Raw genomic sequence first — 16,847 nt, forward strand, 5'->3', positions numbered from 1 at the left:
TGTCAGCCCCCGGCCAGGTGGCCTAAGATATTGCTCATGAAAATTCAATTGCTCTCCGACCTGCACCTGGAAACCGACCCGACTTTCGTGGCAAGTCCCATACCCGGGGCCGACCTGCTGGTTCTGGCCGGCGACATCGGTTCGTACCGCCAGGGTTCCAAGCTGGCCAGCAACGATTTCGGCCTGGGCAGCTACGCCCCGCGCAACGGCTGGCCCACGCCCGTGGTATTCGTGCCCGGCAACCATGAATACGACAACCTGGATTTCGACGAGGCCCATGAACGGCTGCGCGAGCTCTGCCACGCGCTGGACATCCAGTGGCTGGAACGCGAAACCTGCGTGATTGACGGCGTGCGCCTGGTGGGCACCACGCTATGGACGGACTTTGACGCGCTGGCCGCCGACACCGACACGCTGGGCGTGGCCCTGGCCAAGCGCGCCAAGGCATTTCGCGCCGCCGACTTCTATCTGGAAAAGGCGCAAATGCGCCGCAACGGCGCCCCCTTCATGGCCGAGCAAATGCGTGAACAGGGCCTGGCCTGCCAGCAATGGCTGACCGACGCGCTGCGCACGCCGTTCGACGGCCCCACCCTGGCCATCACGCACTTCGCCCCCACGCTGGCCAGCGCCGACCCGCGCTATGGCGTCACGCCCGGCACCGCCGGGTTCTGCAACGCGCTGGACGCGCTGCTGCCCCTGGCCGATTGCTGGATGCACGGCCACCTGCACTGCGCGCACGACTACATCAAAGACGGCTGCCGCGTCGTGGCCAACCCGCTGGGCTACGCCAAGAAAGGCGAACAAGCCGACTTCCAGCCCGATCGCCTGTGGCAAGTGCCCGCTGAAACCTGAAGCTGGCGGCAACTACCGGGTCCTGTTCGATGCAGATGTCGTCAGGTGGATGCCTGAGCCGGCTGGCAGCCAGTGAACCCGTAAGTCGGCGCAACGTGGGGGCAGTTCGTCCCCCATCAGCCGTCGCCCCCTATGGCTCCAGCCCTGCCACCGGCAACGCAAACAACACCACGGCCGGGTTCGCCAATACGAAGCCCGTGCCCGCCACGAACGCAACGGGTGACAGCAGCCGCATTGCGTCGGCGCTGGCTTGCGAATCCTGCACGGTCACGCGATAGGTCTGGTCCAGCGCAGTGGAAGTGGCCGCGCCGGCCTGCGCCACGCCAGGAGTGCCCGGCCGCGCCACGTAGCGCTTGCCCTTCAGGTGATGCGTGAAATAGACCAGCCCGTCTTTGGTGGTGCCAAAGTGCATGGCCAGCGCCTGCTCGCGGTCACGCGGGGTGGCGGCGGCCGTCACAATCAAGGCGCCGGGTTCGGGTAGCGCACGTGGATGGCGTCGATCGCCTTCAACAGTTCCGGCGACAGCGTCACATCGACGCTGTCGATGTTTTCCTTGAGCTGTTCAAGCGTGGTCGCGCCGATCAGGTTGCTGGTGACGAACGGGCGCTGGTTCACCCAGGCCAGGGCCAGGTGCGTGGGCGACACGCCGTGCTCGCGCGCCAACGCCACGTATTCGGCGGTGGCCGCTTCGGCCTGCGGATTGCTGTAGCGCGTGAAACGCGTGTAGCGCGTCAGGCGCGCGCCTTCGGGCCGGGCGCCGTTCAGGTACTTGCCGCAAAGCATGCCCATCGCCAAGGGCGAATACGCCAGCAGGCCCACGCCTTCGTGGTGCGTGAATTCCGACAGGCCGATTTCAAACACGCGGTTCAAGAGGCTGTACGCGTTCTGGATCGACACGACACGCGGCAGGTTCTGCGTGTCCGCATGACGCAGGAACTGCGACAGGCCCCAGGGCGTTTCATTGGACACGCCCACGTGGCGCACCTTGCCGGCGCGCACGAAGTCCTGAAGCACGGACAGGGTTTCCTCGATCGGCACGGTGTGCTCGTCCTGAACCCACGGGTAGTTCAGCTGGCCGAAGGTGGCCGTCGTGCGGTCGGGCCAATGCAGCTGGTACAGATCCAGGTAGTCCGTCTGCAAGCGCTTCAGGCTGGCGTCCAGCGCTTCGGTCAGGTTCTTGCGGTCAAGAAAGGTCTTGCCGTCGCGGATGTGACCGGGGCGCTTGGGGTCACGCACCGGGCCCGCCACCTTGCTGGCCAGCACGATGTCCTGCCGGCGCTTGGTGCGCGCCAGCCAGGTGCCGATATAGGTTTCGGTCAGGCCTTGCGTTTCGGGCTTGGGCGGCACCGGGTACATTTCGGCCACGTCCACCAGGTTCACGCCGCGCGACAGCGCGTAGTCCAGTTGTTGATGGGCGTCGGCCTCGGAATTTTGTTCGCCCCAGGTCATGGTGCCCAATCCAATCAGGCTGACATCCAGGTCGGTACGGCCGAGTTTGCGGGTTTTCAAGTTCTGCTCCGTGCGGGTCTTGATAGGGGAAAGTCGACACCTTACCCCAAGATGTTGGCGTTTCGCTGACAGGTACCCGGGCATGTCAGATCTTGCCGCGGCCAGGCAATCCGCATACGCTGGCGACTGTCCGACGGGGAGCGCCATGCTGCGGAATTTCAACGAGTCCTATCTCTTCTTCATCGGCGTCATCGTATTCCTGGGCGTGATCGAACTTTGCTTCCGGCTGGGCCGCAAGCAACGCAAGCCGGCGGACGAGGCGCACAAGACGCACATCAGCGCACTGCAAACCGCCCTGCTCGGCTTGCTGGCCCTGCTGCTGGGCTTTACGTTCGCGATGTCGGTGACGCGCTTCGAGGCGCGCAAGAATCTGGTGCTGGAAGAGGCCAACGCCATCGGCAACGCGTACTGGCGGTCTCAGTTGATCGCGCCCGCCGCGCGCGAAAAGATCCCACCGCTGCTGTTGGAATACATACGCGCCGCGCTGGAACTGCACGATGCCGAGAACGACGCGCAGCGCTTTGACGCCGCCAACGTCACCACCCGCGGCATTGAACGCCAGATTCGCGCCATTACCGCCGCCAGCGCCGACAACCCGCCCGCCATCGCCACCATCATGTTCATCCAGGCCATCAACGAGATGGCCCAGGTGAACGAAAAGCGCCGCGTCGCCCTGGAAAACCACGTGCCCGAACCGGTGTTCTACCTGCTGTTCATCGTCAGCATCGGCGCCGTCGGTTTCATTGCCTACGGCACCGGCCTGCACAACCGCAGGCGGCTGGTATCCACTGGCCTGTTCGCCGCGCTGATCTCACTGGTGCTGACCTTCATCGTCGACATCGACCAACCCGGCACCGGCGTGATCCAGGTCAGCCAGGAAAGCATGGAACGCATGCAGAAGACGCTGGAAAGCGAGTTGTAGCGCAGACGCTCACCCAGGCTCTCCCCAAGTCAACCGCCCGCCAGCACCCGTTTCAGGAACGGCGCCGTGGCGCCCTTGCCTGCCCGGCTGACCTGCGCCGGGGCGCCTTCGGCCACGATGCGGCCGCCTTCGTCGCCCGCGCCGGGGCCCACGTCGATCATCCAGTCGCTGTTGGCGACCACGCGCAGGTCGTGTTCCACCACCACGACCGTGTTGCCGGCATCCACCAGGCCGTGCAGTTGCGCCATCAGCTTGTCCACATCGGCCGCGTGCAGGCCGGTGGTGGGTTCGTCCAGCACGTAGAGCGTGTTGCCGCGCTGGCTGCGTTGCAGTTCGGTGGCCAGCTTGATGCGTTGCGCTTCGCCGCCGGACAGCTCGGTGGCGGGTTGCCCCAGGCGCAGATAGCCCAGGCCGATCTCGTGCAGCAGGGACAGCGGACGTTGGACCGCGGGTTCGTCCTTGAAGAACGCCAGCGCTTCGTCCACCGTCATCGCCAACACCTGGGCGATGTTGCGGCCGTTCCATTCGATTTCCAGCGTCTTGGCGTTGTAGCGGCTGCCGTGGCAGACGGGACATGGCGCGTACACGCTGGGCATGAACAGCAGTTCAACGTGCACGAAGCCTTCGCCTTCGCAGGTGTCGCAGCGGCCTTGCGCCACGTTGAACGAAAATCGGCCTGCCCCATAACGCCGCGACTTGGCGGCGCGGGTGTCCGCGAATAGTTTTCGCACGTGGTCGAACAGCCCGGTGTAGGTCGCCAGGTTGGATCGGGGCGTGCGGCCGATGGGCTTCTGGTCCACGTTGACCAGCCGCTTGATGGAGTCGGCCCCTGCGTCGATGCGGCCGGTCGTGCGCGGCGGGCCATCGGCCCGCGGCAGATCGCCATCGGGTTCTTCAGCGACCGGTTCCTGGCCCAGGTGCTCGCCAATCAATTCGACCAGCGCCTGGCTGACCAGGCTGGACTTGCCCGAGCCCGACACCCCCGTCACCGCCGTGAACGCGCCCAGCGGAAAACGCGCGTCGATGCCGTGCAGGTTGTTGCGATGGACGCCGCGCAAAGACAGCCAGCCGGCGGGCTCGCGCACGGCCGCCCTGGCGGCCGGCGCGGCGTTGAACAGGTAGCGCGCCGTCAACGAATCAGGCACCTTCTTCAAGCCTGCCGGCGGGCCGCTGTACAGCACCTGCCCGCCATGCTGGCCCGCGCCCGGGCCTACGTCCACCAGCCAGTCGGCGCGGCGCAGGGTGTCCAGGTCATGCTCAACCACGAATAGGGTATTGCCCGCGTCTTTGAGTTGGTCCAGCGCGCGATGCAGCGCCTGGCCGTCGGCGGGATGCAGGCCGGCCGACGGTTCGTCCAGCACATACACCACGCCGAACAGATTGGAGCGGATCTGCGTGGCCAGGCGCAGCCGTTGCAGCTCGCCCGGCGACAGCGTGGGCGTGGCGCGGTCCATCGCCAGGTAGCCCAGGCCCAGCGCCTGCAAGGTGCCGATGCGCTCGACCAGGTCATGCGCGATGCGCTGCGCGGCAATGCGCTTTTCCGGAGACAGGTCTGGCGTGCGACGTACATCGGTGCTGCCCGCGTGCGCCAGGCCCCCGGCCGCGACGCGGCGCGCGTTGTCCTTGCGGGTGGTGGCGCGGCTGCGCGCGCCGGCGGTGGCGGGCGCGTCGAACTGGCCGCGTGCGGCGGGCGTAAGCACCTCGGCGATGCGCGCCAGCGGCAGGCGCGACAAGCTGCCGATGTCCATGCCCGCAAACGTCACGGACAGCGCCTCGGGCTTCAGGCGGCGGCCATCGCAGGCCGGGCACGCCGCACCCGTCATGAAGCGGGCCACGCGCTTTTTCATCATCGCGCTTTGCGTGGTGGCGAACGTGTGCATCACGTAGCGGCGCGCGCCGGTGTAGGTGCCCATGTAGCTGGGTTCCTGCTTGGCGCGCAAGGCGGCGCGGGTCTCGGCCGGCGTGAAGCCCGCGTAGACCGGCACCGTGGGTTGCTCATCGGTGTACAGGATCCAGTCGCGGTCTTTCTTTTTCAGCTCGCGCCACGGGATGTCGACGTCGTAACCCAGCGTGACCAGGATGTCGCGCAGGTTCTGGCCGTGCCAGGCCGGGGGCCAGGATGCAATGGCGCGCTCTCGGATGCTCAACGACGGGTCGGGCACCATGGACGCTTCGGTCACGTCGTACACGTAGCCCAGGCCATGGCAATTGGGGCAGGCACCCTGCGGCGTGTTCGGCGAGAAGTCCTCGGCGTACAGCATGGGCTGGTTGGCCGGGTAGGTGCCGGCGCGCGAATACAGCATGCGCAACATGCTGGACAGCGTTGTCACGCTGCCCACCGTGGAACGCACATTGGGCGTGCCGCGCTGCTGTTGCAGCGCCACCGCCGGCGGCAGCCCCTCGATGGCGTCCACGTCCGGCACGCCCACCTGATCGATCAGGCGCCGCGCATAGGGCGACAAGGATTCCAGATAACGCCGCTGCGCTTCGGCGTACAGCGTGCCGAAGGCCAGCGACGATTTGCCCGATCCGGACACCCCGGAAAACACGACCAGCGCGTCTCTCGGGATATCCACATCGACGTTCTTCAGATTGTGTTCACGCGCGCCGCGAACGCGGATGCAGGCGTCGGCGCGGGGTTTGGCGGGTGTCTTTCGTGGGCTCATGCAGCCATAGTAAAGGACACCTTGCGCGCCGATCCAGACGCGGAATCGATCACCCCAGGCGCAAGTCGGCCGCCTGATGCGCCAGGTCCAGGTACTTGCGGCGCAGAATCTCTTCGGCCTGGTCACGCGGCATCATCGGATCGTTCTCGGTTTCGTCCAGCTTCGCGGCCTGCACCAGCGACATCAGGTTGCGCGAGTTCGATTCGGACGACGGCATGAACGATTGGTCCAGCAGCTTGCCCTTGATGTACTTGGACACCTGCGTGCTTTGCGTGCGCGCTTCGTTCAGCGTTGCGGTCGCCAGCACGCCTTCCTGGTAGGCCACGTCCGTCTTGCTGCTGGTCGTGTCATGAATCTGGAAGTACAGGTAGTTCTGCGTCTTCTCATCGTCGGTCAGCGCCAACTGCACGTCCGGCGAGAACGACCGGTGATAACTGGCGGTCAACGTGGACTGCTGCGTTTGCGACACCGCCAGGTCCCAACCGGCCTTGCCCGACACCTGGCTGCTTTGCGAGGCCTGGAACGAAAAGCCGTCGATTTCCTTTGGCTTGGCCGGGTTGATGGCGTTGCGCACCTGCTCGATAGACGCCGAGAAATCCGCCAGGCCCGACAACAGGCTGCGATGCGCGTCGACGGCCGGCAAGCGGCGCGTGGTGGTGTCGGCCGCCGGAACCTGCGCGGCGCCATAGCTGCCGTGCATGGACGAGAACACATCCTTGAACGTGCTCATCAGCGCCTCGTCGCCCGAGCCCCGGCGCTGGGCGCGGTCGAACTGCTGCAAGTACTTGGCGACGGCGGCCGACTGTTGCTGGGCCGAACCCAGGGCAACGGGCTTGGTCAGGTCCACATCCACCTTGACCACGCCCATCACGCTGGACACGGTCAGACTCTTTTGCTTGGCGTCCGCCTGGAAATCCACGGTCTGCTCGGCGCCGTCGACCAGGCGCGTCTCGCGCAGGCTGATCGAGGACAGCAATGGCGAGCTGCCGTTGGCCAGCTTGGTCAGCGACCAGCGCGGCGGCACCTCGGCCAGGCCGTCCAGCGCATCCTGGAACGCACCGGACAGCGCGGCGATGGCGCGGCGTTCGTCTTCGTTCAATTCGCCTTCGGCCACGTCGATCTGCACCGACATGCCTTCCTTGCCGCTTTGCAAGGTGACCTGCACCTTGACGCCGCTGGCGGTGTCGATGCGCAAGGACACCGCGTTGTCGGCCCGCAGATCGGCTTCGGACAAGGGGCCGGCGTCGGCAGCGGCCGAGGCCGACGCCGCGATGCGCGTGGACGGCATCCACTGGGTATGGTTGGCGCCGTCGGTGCGCAAGCGATTCAGCACCGCCGCGCCCACCTCGGCGAACGGGTTGATACGGGTGCGCGCGTCCACGGACTTGGACATGGCAACGGCCAGCGCGTCCGGCACGGTGCCGGTCTCGTCGTAGACCGAGCCGGCGGCGGTGGAGACGCCCTGGCCCAGCATCACGACAGACGATCGGGAGGACGCCGTGGCGTCAGCCGAAGTCGCGACCGGGGCGATGGTCTGCCCCGCGCGGATCACCGTAACGGGAGTACTGAGCGGGGCGACGCCGGTCGCGCCTGCCAACGAGCTGATTAGGGTCATGGGGCGTCCGCAGTGGGCAGTGCCTGCCCGGATTTTTTGTCTGAATTCTTGTTGGAACTGCTAACGCGTTAACGGCAGGCGCCTAGAGAAATTAACCGCGCCGGGGGCTGAAGGGGCTGAAGGGGCTGAAGGGGCTGAAGGGGCTGAATGGGCCGAAGGGGCGGCGCAAGGCCGGCGCAAGGCCGGCAAGACAGGCGAACGGGCCGCGACAAATCCGGCCGAAACGCCTGGCCCTATCCGCGCGGGGATCCGCGCCGCTTCAGCCGGTCAGAGCTTGTGCCGGGCCAGGAAGGACTGCACGGCTTCCAGCACCACCGCTTCGTTTTCACGATGCGGCACGTGGCCGCAGCCGGCCAGCGCCAGCATCCGCGAGGGTCCGCCGGCCAAGGCTACGAATTTTTCAGGATGGCGCATCGACCCGTACTCGTCGTTTTCGCCGTGGATGGCCAAAAACGGCGCCTGCACGCGCGGCAGGGTGTCGTCCAGATTCCAATCGGTGAATTCGGCCGATTGCCACGTATGCACCCAGGCGTCCAGCACCCATTGCGCCTTGTCGCCGTGGTAGCGCTTCAGGCGTTCCAGCTGGGCGGGGTCGCGAAATTGTTCGCCGGCCTCGCGGATGCCGGCCAGCGTGCGGTCTTCGACGAATTGCTGGGCGGATTCGGTGATGACGCCCGCGCAGGCCTGCGGATACGCGGCGGCGATGGCAACCGCCATGCCCCCGCCAACGCTATGGCCGAACGCGATGAAGCGCGACAGTTCAAAGTGCCGGGCCAGCGCGGCAAAGGCGTCATGCGCTTCGTCGAAAACGAAGTCGGCGTTCAACTTGCCGGGGTGCGGGTCCGACTCGCCAAAGCCCAGGCGGTCGTAGGCGATGACGGTGCGGCCGGTGGCGGCGGCAAGGTTCGCGGGGAAGTCGCGCCACAGGCCGACGCTGCCCAGGGAATCATGTAACAGGACGATTGGCGTGGCGCGGTCCGACGCGGCGGCGCCCGACGCAGCGGCGCCCGACGCACCGGCGCCCGACGCATCGGCGCCCGACGCAGCGGCGCCCGACGCATCGGCGCCCGACCAAACCCTGGCGTGGATGCGGCCATGGGCGGTGGGAATCATCACATCCTGCGGCGTTACGGCGGTGGCGGCGGCCATCATTCATCCATCCCTTGTTCGATCACGGTATGACGGATTCTGCTGCCAACCGCGCCGCCGGGCAACTCCCCGCCGCAATTCGAACCGGGCTTACCCGGCGCGAACTTGCCGGGTTGCCTGCCGGGTTGCCTGCCGGGTTGCCCGCCGGGATCCCTGCCGGGGCGCTTGCCGGGACGCCTGCCGGGACGCCTGCCAAGCGCCAGCCGCCGCAGGCTTGCCGGCGCTGCCCAGCCCTGCCCGTCCTACGCCGCGCGCGGCAGCGCCAGCATTGTGCCGGGCTGACCGCCGTGCGCGTCGCCGCGCAGCTTGAACAGTCCCACCGTGTCGGCCAGCGCGCGCGCCTGGTCGCTCAGCATGGCCGAGGCCGCGGCGGATTCTTCCACCAGGGCCGCGTTCTGCTGGGTGGCTTGATCCATGTCGGCCACGCTGCGGTCAATCTGGCTGATGCCGACGGCTTGCTCGGTCATCGCGCCGTGGATCTCGTTGACCAGGCGTTGCACGCGGGCAATGCCATCCACGATCTCGCTCATGGTCGAGCCCGCCGCCTGCACACGCTCGGTGCCGCTCTTGACGTTTTCAACCGACGCCTGGATCAGCGTGCGGATTTCCTGTGCCGACGCCGCGCTGCGTTGCGCCAGCGTGCGCACTTCGCCCGCCACCACCGCAAAGCCGCGCCCCTGCTCGCCCGCGCGCGCCGCTTCCACGGCCGCGTTCAGCGCCAGGATGTTCGTCTGGAACGCAATGCTGTCGATCACGCTGATGATTTCGGTAATGCGTTGCGACGACTGCGAAATCGCGCTCATCGTTGTCACCGCGTCCGTCACCACCTTGCCGCCGCGCTCGGCCGCCACGCTGGCTTCCGTGGCCAGGCGCTTGGCGTGTTCGGCGGCCTCTTCGGTCTGGCGCACGCTGGAGGTCATCTGCGTCAACGCCGACGACGTCTCCTGCAACGAGCCGGCCGACGTTTCCGTGCGCTGCGACAAGTCGCGGTTGCCCATGTCGATCTCGCGCGTGGCGGCCGACATCGAATGCACGCCCGTGCGCACGTCCAGCATCACATGGCTGATTTTGTCGACAAACGCGTTGAACGAGGCCGAGATCTGCGCCACCTCGTCGTGCCCGACCACGTCCAGCCGATGCGTCATGTCGCCGTCGCCCGAGCCGATGGTGTCCATGGCGTCGCGCACGGCCGACAGGCGCTTGAAGGCGCGGGATGTCGCCACACTGGCAATACCCACGGCCACCAGGGTCAGCACCACCAGCGAAATCAGCGTGGCGTTCAGCACCTGGGTCAAGCCCGCCGTGGCTTCGGCGCTGTCCAGCGCAATCACCAGCGACCAGTCGGTGCCGGGAATGCGGCGTGCCTTCAACAGCTTTTTCTGGCCGTCCAGGCTCACCGTGATGGGGTCGGCGCCCTCCTGCGCCATGGCGGTGAGCGCGGCCGGGGTCAGTTCCGGGGCCACGTCGGTGGACGGCTTCAACGCCAGCTTGTCATTCACGTGCGAGATGACCTGGCCGTCGGTTGCCACCACGAATGCCAGGCTGGACGGCGTGGGACGGATCGCGCGGATGATGCTCTGGATGCCATCGAGCGGCACCGCCCCGCTCAGCACGCCCACCGTCTGCCCGCTGCGTACCATCGGCGCAGTGAACGCCACGTACAGCTTGCCGGTGCCGGAATCGCCGTACGGCTTGGTCACGGTCAGCTTGCCCGCCGCGACCGCGCTCTTGTACCAGGGCCGCGCGGTGGGGTCGTAGTCGGCGGCCGTTTGCGTCGTCGAGAAAAACGTCTTGTCGGACCAGCCTATCGTCGAAATGGGAAAGCCGTTGGTCTCACCCATCAGCTTGGTCAGGCCGCGCGGGTCGCCCTTTTCCACCACGGCGGCAGTGGCCGAAACCGCTTGCGCCTTGTCCGCCGACCAGCGCTCGATGGCGCTGGCGTTGCCGGCTGCAATGGCGTCCAGGTTGCCCGAGATGGTTGCCATCATGTTGCTGCGCACGATCTGGTAGGTGGTGATGCCCGACAAAACCAGGGCGCCTACGACGGTAAAGCAGGTGATCAATAAAATACGGTTGCGCAACGAGGTGATTTTCATTCTTGCCTTCTTACTGCCACAGCCCATGCCGGACGGCACGGGTACGCAGCCCCCCCCACGAAACAGGCGGCCACGTTTGGGCTTACGGCAGGCACGGCGGAACCTTTAGCCGGGCGCGATGCAATCGGTCTAAAATCCGCCGGTGCAGCCCACCCCAGGTCACTCCCCTTCCGCCACCGCGTCCACCTCCAGCTACGGCGCCCGTATCCAGCAGGTGCAGATCGACGCCTTGCGCCGAAGCTTTCCCTTCGCGCTGGCGGGGTCCCTGATCACGGCCTGCTTCTCGGCTTACGCCTTGCACAACGTCTTGCCGCTGCACGAAGTGCTGTGGTGGATCGGCGCCACATTAGTGGTCGGCGTGCTGCGCCTGGCCGCCGTCATCGCCTACGACCACCATCGCGCCGACCCCGGCGCCGCCCAACGCTGGCTGCGGCGCATGCTGGTGGGCAACCTGACGTCCGGCCTGCTGTGGGGGCTGCCCTTTGCCTACTGGACGCTGTTCGTTCCGCTGGAATACCAGCTGTTCTTCATCGTCATCCTGTTCGGGCTGGGCACCGGCGCCATCTATTCGAACTACATGCTGCTGCCGGTGATGTACGCGTTCGAGGTGCCGGCATTCGCGCCCATGTTCATCGCCTTGGCCGCGCAGCCCTCGGCCATCCACCTGGCGCTGGTCACGGGCGGCCTGGCCTATCTGGTCGCCACGCTGGCATTCATCCACCGCATGAACCGCACGCATCTGGACGCGCTGCGGCTGGGGTATGAAAACCTGGCGCTGCTGGAACAGGTACGCCAGGAAAAGATTGCCGCCGAACGCAGCGACCTGGAAAAATCGCGCTTCCTGGCAGCCGCCAGCCACGACCTGCGCCAGCCCGTGCACGCGGTCAACCTGTTCCTGGGCTTGCTGACAAACGAACCGCTGTCACGTCACGGTCACTATCTGGTGGACAACATCGGCAGCGCCATGGCGGCAATGGGGCAGTTGTTCGATGCCTTGCTGAACCTGTCGCGGCTGGATGCCGGCGTGATCGAACCGCGTTGGCAGGGCTTTGCGCTGAACCCGCTGCTGGATCGGTTACGCGCCGAATACGCCCCGCAAGCACGCGAAAAAGGCATGTCGCTGCGCGTGCGCGCGTGTTCCGCCTGCATCTGGTCCGACCCGGTGCTGCTGGAACGCATCCTGCGCAACCTGATCAGCAACGCCATCACCCACACCACCGGCGGGCGCGTGCTGATCGGCTGCCGCCGCGTGGCGGGCCAGCTGCGCATTGAAGTGTGGGACAACGGCGTCGGCATTCCGGCGGCCGAGCAAGAACGGGTGTTCTGGGAATTCCACCAGCTGGGCAATCCCGAACGAGACCGCAGCAAGGGCCTGGGGCTGGGGCTGGCCATCGTGCGCCGCACCGCCACGCTGCTGGGGCATCCGCTGGCGCTGCGTTCGCAGGCGGGTCGCGGCACCGCGTTCATGTTGACGACGCCCATCGCGGACCCGGCCCAAGCGGGCCTGTCCAACGTCAGCGCCGCGCCCTCCAATGCGCGCGCGATGGCCGGGGAATCCGTCTTGCCCGGACAGCTGGTGCTGTTGGTGGACGACGATGCGCAAAACCTGGCCGGCTTGACGATGCTGTTTGAAAGCTGGGGCTGCCGCGTCATTGGCGCCACCAGCGGTAACGCCCTATTTGAACGCGTGCTGCCGCTGGCCGAACGCCCATCGCTGATCGTCAGCGACTATCGGCTGCGTGACCACGAGACCGGCATCCACGTCATCGAGCGGCTGCGCGAGGAATACAACGACCCGGACTTGCCCGCCCTGCTGGTCAGCGGCGACACGGACCCCGCCCGCCTGGCCGAAGCCGCCGACCGTGGCATCCCCCTGCTGCACAAGCCCGTTGCGGTGCAGGCACTGCGCGAACGCGTGGCCGCGCTGCTGCAAGCGACGCACGCCACCGCGTCCTCTGGAGATACCGAATGACGGCCGTACTGCTGGTCGACGACCACGCCATGTTCCGCGAAGCCCTCGCCCTGGCCTTGGCCAACGCGGTGCCCACGTTGACGCTGCATCCGGCCGCCAATGGCCGGGACGCGCTGGAGGTGCTGGCCCGCCATGACGACATCACCAATGTAATCATGGACTACTACCTACCGGATATCGCCGGCGCGGAATTGCTGCGGCGCATGCGGCAGCGTCGTTCGCGGTTGCGCGTGCTGGTGCTGTCCGCTTCGGAGGACCCCGAAGACCGGCGCCGCGCCATGGAGGCCGGCGCGCAGGCCTTCATGAACAAGTCGGCCAGTTGCCAGGAACTGGTGGCCGCGCTGGATGCCATCAACGATGCCTCCCCGCCCATGCACCGGTCAGCGGCCGGCGGCGACGCGCCCACCACGCAGGACGAAGCGGCGCTGCTGCGCACGCTGACGCCGCGTCAGCAGGAAGTGTTGCGGCTGATGTGCGATGGCCTGCGCAACAAAGAAATTTCCGAGCGCTTGAGCATGACGGAAAAAACCGTGAAGACGCACGTGTCGGCCATCCTGGCCGCACTCGGCGTGCTTAATCGCACACAGGCGACGTTAGTGGCTCGACGCGGCGGCGTGTTCGGCCGGCCGGCGTAGCGCTGCGCCGCCCGCTGTCGGCGGCGATCTTTCCATCCACCAGCGATATCTCGCGGCCCGCGGCGGCGATGGTGTCCGGGCGATGCGCAACGATGACGCGCGTCATGGCCAGCCGCGCAATCGCCGTGTTGACCACGCGTTCACGGTCGATGTCCAGATGGCTGGTGGCCTCGTCCAGGAACAGCACGGACGGCTGCTTGTACAGCGCCCGCGCCAGCAGCACGCGCTGCTTCTGGCCGCCCGACAGCACCGTGCCCATATCGCCCACCAGCGTGTTGTAGCCCATGGGCATGGCAACGATATCGTCGTGAATGGCGGCGATGCGGGCGCAGCGCTGCGCGCGATCGGCATTGAAACGCGGATCGAAAAAACTGATGTTCTCGCCGATGGAACCCGCAAACAGCACATCGTCCTGCAAGACCGTGCCCGCCATCTTGCGCAGCGAGGCCGCGCCCGGGCCGCGCACCGGTGCGCCGTCCACCAGCACTTCGCCATCGGTGGGCGTAAGAATGCCCAGCAGGATATTGACCAGCGTGGTCTTGCCGCCGCCCGATGGCCCGGTGATGGCCACGGATTCGCCCGACTCGATCCGCAGGCTCACGCCGTCCAGCACATAGGGTTCATGCGGGCTGTAACGAAAGCGCAGGTTGCGCACCTCGATCACGGGCGGGCGTACGCCGGCGCCGGCGCCAGGGTCTGCGGTGTCGCGCGGCGTTTCATCGATGGCCTCCGGCGCTTCGCGCACGATATCGGCCAGGCGCTCGCCTTGCAGCCGCAACATCTTCACGTCCACCAGCTTGTCCAGCAACGCCGCCACGCGCTTGTCGAACAGCGTCTTGTAAACAATGAACGCCAGCAAGGCGCCGACGGTGAACTGGCCGTTCAGCACCAGCCGCGCGCCCGCCCACAGAATGGCAATGGACGACAGCCCGAACAGCAAGCCATTGAACGTGCGAAAAAACAGCGTCCATTTCTGCACACGCAGATCGGCGTTGATTTCATTGACCAGCAAGGCCAGCCACCGTGATCGGCGGTCGTCCTGATGCTGGAACAGCTTGATGGCCTTGACGCCGCGCACCGTTTCCAGAAAGTGCGACTGTTCTTTCGCGGCGTGCACGATGTGCTCTTCGGTGGCGTAGCGCAGCGACGCATAGCCGGCCCACCGCGCAAGCCCATACAGCGCCATTGCCCCCAACGCGATCCACGCCAGCGGCGGGCTGTACAGGAACATCAGCACCAGCGTAATCACCATCACCATGCCGTCCAGCAGGGCTTCCAGGAACGACGTGGTCACGGTGCGCTGGATGGCGTCGATGGCGCCGAAGCGCGACACGATGTCGCCCAGGTGACGCCGTTCGAAATAGCCGACCGGCAAGCGCAGCAGATGCGTGAAGACGTTGGTGCGCCATTGCAGATTCAGCGTCGTGCCCAGGTACAGCAGCATCCAGCTGCGCGCGACCGAGGTCAGTTGCAGCATCACCATCAACAGCCCGAAAGCCAGCGCCAAGGTGGTCAGCAGGTCGCGGTCGCCGGTGTTCAGCACATGGTCCACCACCCATTGCAGAAAGAACGGCTGCACCACGGTCAGCACTTCCAACGCCAGCGCCAACAGCAGCACTTGTGAAAACGCCGCGCCCAGGCCCGAGATGCGCCCGGTCAGTTCGCGCAGCCGCACGGGCCGCGCCTCGTGCGCGGTGACGAAATCCGGCGTGGGCCAAAGTTCCAGGGCCACGCCGGTGTACGACGCCGACAACTCGCTGATGGCGACCTTGCGGGTGCCGCGCGCCGGATCGATCAGCGTGGCCCACCGCCCATTGATGGCGGTCAGCACCACAAAGTGGTTGAACTCCCAGTGCAGGATGCACGGCAGCGCCAGCTTGCCCAACGCGCCCAGCCCCGCCTTGACGGGGCGCGAGGCCAGCCCCAGCTGGCTGGCCACATGGATCAGCGTCGCCAGGGTCGAACCTGACAGCGACACCGGAAAGCGGCCGCGCAGGCTGGCCAGGCTTTGGTGATGCCCATGAAAGCCGGCGATCATGCCCACGCAGGCCAGCCCGCATTCGGCCGCCTCGGTCTGCAACAGGCGCGGCACGCCGCGTTTGACGCCCAGCGTCAGGCGTTCAAGCATCGTCATAGTTTTCCCGCCAGTTGGTGGGCGGGGTCGATGGCCCATTGATAGAGCCGCCGCGTCTGTTGCAGCAGGTCGGCGTCCAGGCGCATGCCGGGGCGCAGGGTCAGCGACTGCCCATCGGGTCCGCGCACCGGTGTTTGCAGCAACACGGTGATGCGGTACATCGGCTCTCCCGGGGCGCCCGCGTTGGCGTTGTTGCCGCCAGGGCCGTCGGGGGGGTTGGCATCGGCGCTTGCCCCGTCGTGCAACTGCCATTCCGGCAAGGCGCTTTGCGTGACGTTCTGCACCACGCCTGCTTGCTGGCCGTAGGTTTGGTAGGGGTAGGCGGCAAAGCGCATCAGCACCGCATCGCCCGGCGCCACGAAGCCCACCGCGCGGCTGGGCGCATACAGTTCGGCCACCAGCTTCGCGCCGTCCGGCACGATGGTGGCCAGCGGCCGCGCCGTGTCCACCGCCTGGCCCACGTCAGCCGTCACGGCCGTCAGCACGCCCGCTTGCGGGGCGGTGACCAGCATCTGGCGCCGCGCTTCGCTTTGCGTCAATTCCACTTCCACGCCCGCCAGGTCGCGGTCCAGTTGCGCCAGCTGATTTTGCTGCCGCAAGCCCAGGTCGGCCAAGCCGGCCTGCCGTGTGGACAGGTCCAGCCCCAGGCCGATGCGATCACGCAGCAACGCCTGCAACTGGTTGCGTTGCTCTAGCAGTTCGGCGCGCTTCGCGTCGGATTCCTCGGGCGACAGATAGCCCTTGTCCATCAGGTTGCGATAGCGCTGCGCGCTGTCTTCGGCCAGCTTGATGCGGGCGCGCTGGCCGTCGATCTGGCTATCGATGGCCGTCAGCTGCGCGCGCAGGCTCGCCACGCCGGCCGTCAACAGATCGCGTTCGCCCTGTTGCAGCAACAACGTTTTCTGGCGCGCGACGCGCAGGCTGTCCTGCCGCTGACGGATCTGCCCGCTGATGACTTGCTGCGTGTCGCCCATGGCGCTTTGCCGGTCGCCGGACACCACGTACAGCACGTCGCCCGCGTTCACATGCTGGCCTTCCCGCACCCGCCTTTCAAGCACCACGCCGGCGTCGCGCACATACAGCTTCAGCAGGCCCGTATCCGGAGCAAGCCGGCCGCTGACCGTGGCACGCTTGGTGTAGGTGCCGAAGGCCAGGAACAGGCAGACCAGCAACACAAAGCCGCCCAGCGCCGCCGTGACCAGCGCAAACGACACCGGTCGGATCAGGACGATATCGCCCAGCGGCGCGGTGCGTTGCGCGGCCAGGGCTTGTTTGCGATAGAGCGACACGGCAGGTC

At 66.7% G+C, this 16,847-nt stretch carries 12 protein-coding genes; 4 read left to right on the forward strand and 8 right to left on the reverse strand.

The genetic code is table 11. From position 1 onward, the window contains the following. The first annotated feature begins 36 nt into the window (after positions 1–36). Positions 37–852, forward strand: a complete 816-nt coding sequence (locus tag KYT87_RS23960) for a metallophosphoesterase (protein WP_219991004.1) — start codon at positions 37–39, stop codon at positions 850–852. Positions 853–982: 130 nt separating this feature from the next. On the opposite strand, the gene KYT87_RS23965 is transcribed toward KYT87_RS23960, so the two are convergent. Further along, on the reverse strand, positions 983–1,315 hold the full coding sequence (locus tag KYT87_RS23965; protein WP_255593486.1) for a hypothetical protein: 333 nt from the start codon (positions 1,313–1,315) through the stop codon (positions 983–985). Next, positions 1,312–2,361 carry an NADP(H)-dependent aldo-keto reductase gene (locus KYT87_RS23970; RefSeq protein WP_046807105.1) on the reverse strand — a complete coding sequence of 350 codons (1,050 nt, stop codon included), beginning with the start codon at positions 2,359–2,361 and terminating at the stop codon, positions 1,312–1,314. The genes KYT87_RS23965 and KYT87_RS23970 overlap by 4 nt, the downstream gene beginning before the upstream one ends. 145 nt (positions 2,362–2,506) lie before the next feature. Here KYT87_RS23970 and KYT87_RS23975 point away from each other — a divergent pair, with 145 nt between their 5' ends. After that, positions 2,507–3,283: a hypothetical protein gene (locus KYT87_RS23975; RefSeq protein WP_046807104.1), complete on the forward strand. Its 777-nt coding sequence runs from the start codon at positions 2,507–2,509 to the stop codon at positions 3,281–3,283. 29 nt (positions 3,284–3,312) lie between these two features. Here KYT87_RS23975 and uvrA read toward each other — a convergent pair whose 3' ends face one another. The 4 genes from uvrA to KYT87_RS23995 all read right to left on the reverse strand — a co-directional run bounded on the left by uvrA (position 3,313) and on the right by KYT87_RS23995 (position 10,809). Next, a complete protein-coding gene (gene uvrA, locus KYT87_RS23980) occupies positions 3,313–5,949 on the reverse strand; it encodes an excinuclease ABC subunit UvrA (protein ID WP_219991005.1) in 2,637 nt (878 codons plus the stop codon). Positions 5,950–5,998: 49 nt separating this feature from the next. Then, positions 5,999–7,564, reverse strand: a complete 1,566-nt coding sequence (locus KYT87_RS23985) for a hypothetical protein (RefSeq protein ID WP_219991006.1) — start codon at positions 7,562–7,564, stop codon at positions 5,999–6,001. A 267-nt stretch (positions 7,565–7,831) separates the two neighbouring features. Beyond that, a complete protein-coding gene (locus tag KYT87_RS23990; protein ID WP_219991007.1) occupies positions 7,832–8,716 on the reverse strand; it encodes an alpha/beta fold hydrolase in 885 nt (294 codons plus the stop codon). A gap of 239 nt (positions 8,717–8,955) precedes the next feature. Then, entirely contained in the window at positions 8,956–10,809 is a 1,854-nt protein-coding gene (locus KYT87_RS23995) for a methyl-accepting chemotaxis protein (RefSeq protein WP_219991008.1), read from the reverse strand. 142 nt (positions 10,810–10,951) lie between these two features. Between KYT87_RS23995 and KYT87_RS24000 the strand changes: the two genes are divergently transcribed. Next, on the forward strand, positions 10,952–12,781 hold the full coding sequence (locus KYT87_RS24000) for a hybrid sensor histidine kinase/response regulator (protein ID WP_219991009.1): 1,830 nt from the start codon (positions 10,952–10,954) through the stop codon (positions 12,779–12,781). Next, positions 12,778–13,416, forward strand: a complete 639-nt coding sequence (locus tag KYT87_RS24005; RefSeq protein WP_219991010.1) for a response regulator transcription factor — start codon at positions 12,778–12,780, stop codon at positions 13,414–13,416. The genes KYT87_RS24000 and KYT87_RS24005 overlap by 4 nt, the downstream gene beginning before the upstream one ends. On the opposite strand, the gene KYT87_RS24010 is transcribed toward KYT87_RS24005, so the two are convergent. Together KYT87_RS24010 and KYT87_RS24015 are read right to left on the reverse strand one after the other, a co-directional pair. Continuing rightward, entirely contained in the window at positions 13,355–15,550 is a 2,196-nt protein-coding gene (locus KYT87_RS24010) for a peptidase domain-containing ABC transporter (RefSeq protein WP_219991011.1), read from the reverse strand. The genes KYT87_RS24005 and KYT87_RS24010 overlap by 62 nt on opposite strands. Then, the gene (locus KYT87_RS24015) at positions 15,547–16,839 is read right to left on the reverse strand and encodes an HlyD family secretion protein (RefSeq protein ID WP_219991012.1); all 1,293 of its coding nucleotides are present in this window, start codon (positions 16,837–16,839) and stop codon (positions 15,547–15,549) included. The genes KYT87_RS24010 and KYT87_RS24015 overlap by 4 nt, the downstream gene beginning before the upstream one ends. Positions 16,840–16,847: the final 8 nt, after the last annotated feature.

Source organism: Achromobacter sp. ES-001, assembly GCF_019448355.1.
GTDB lineage: Bacteria > Pseudomonadota > Gammaproteobacteria > Burkholderiales > Burkholderiaceae_B > Achromobacter > Achromobacter spanius_B.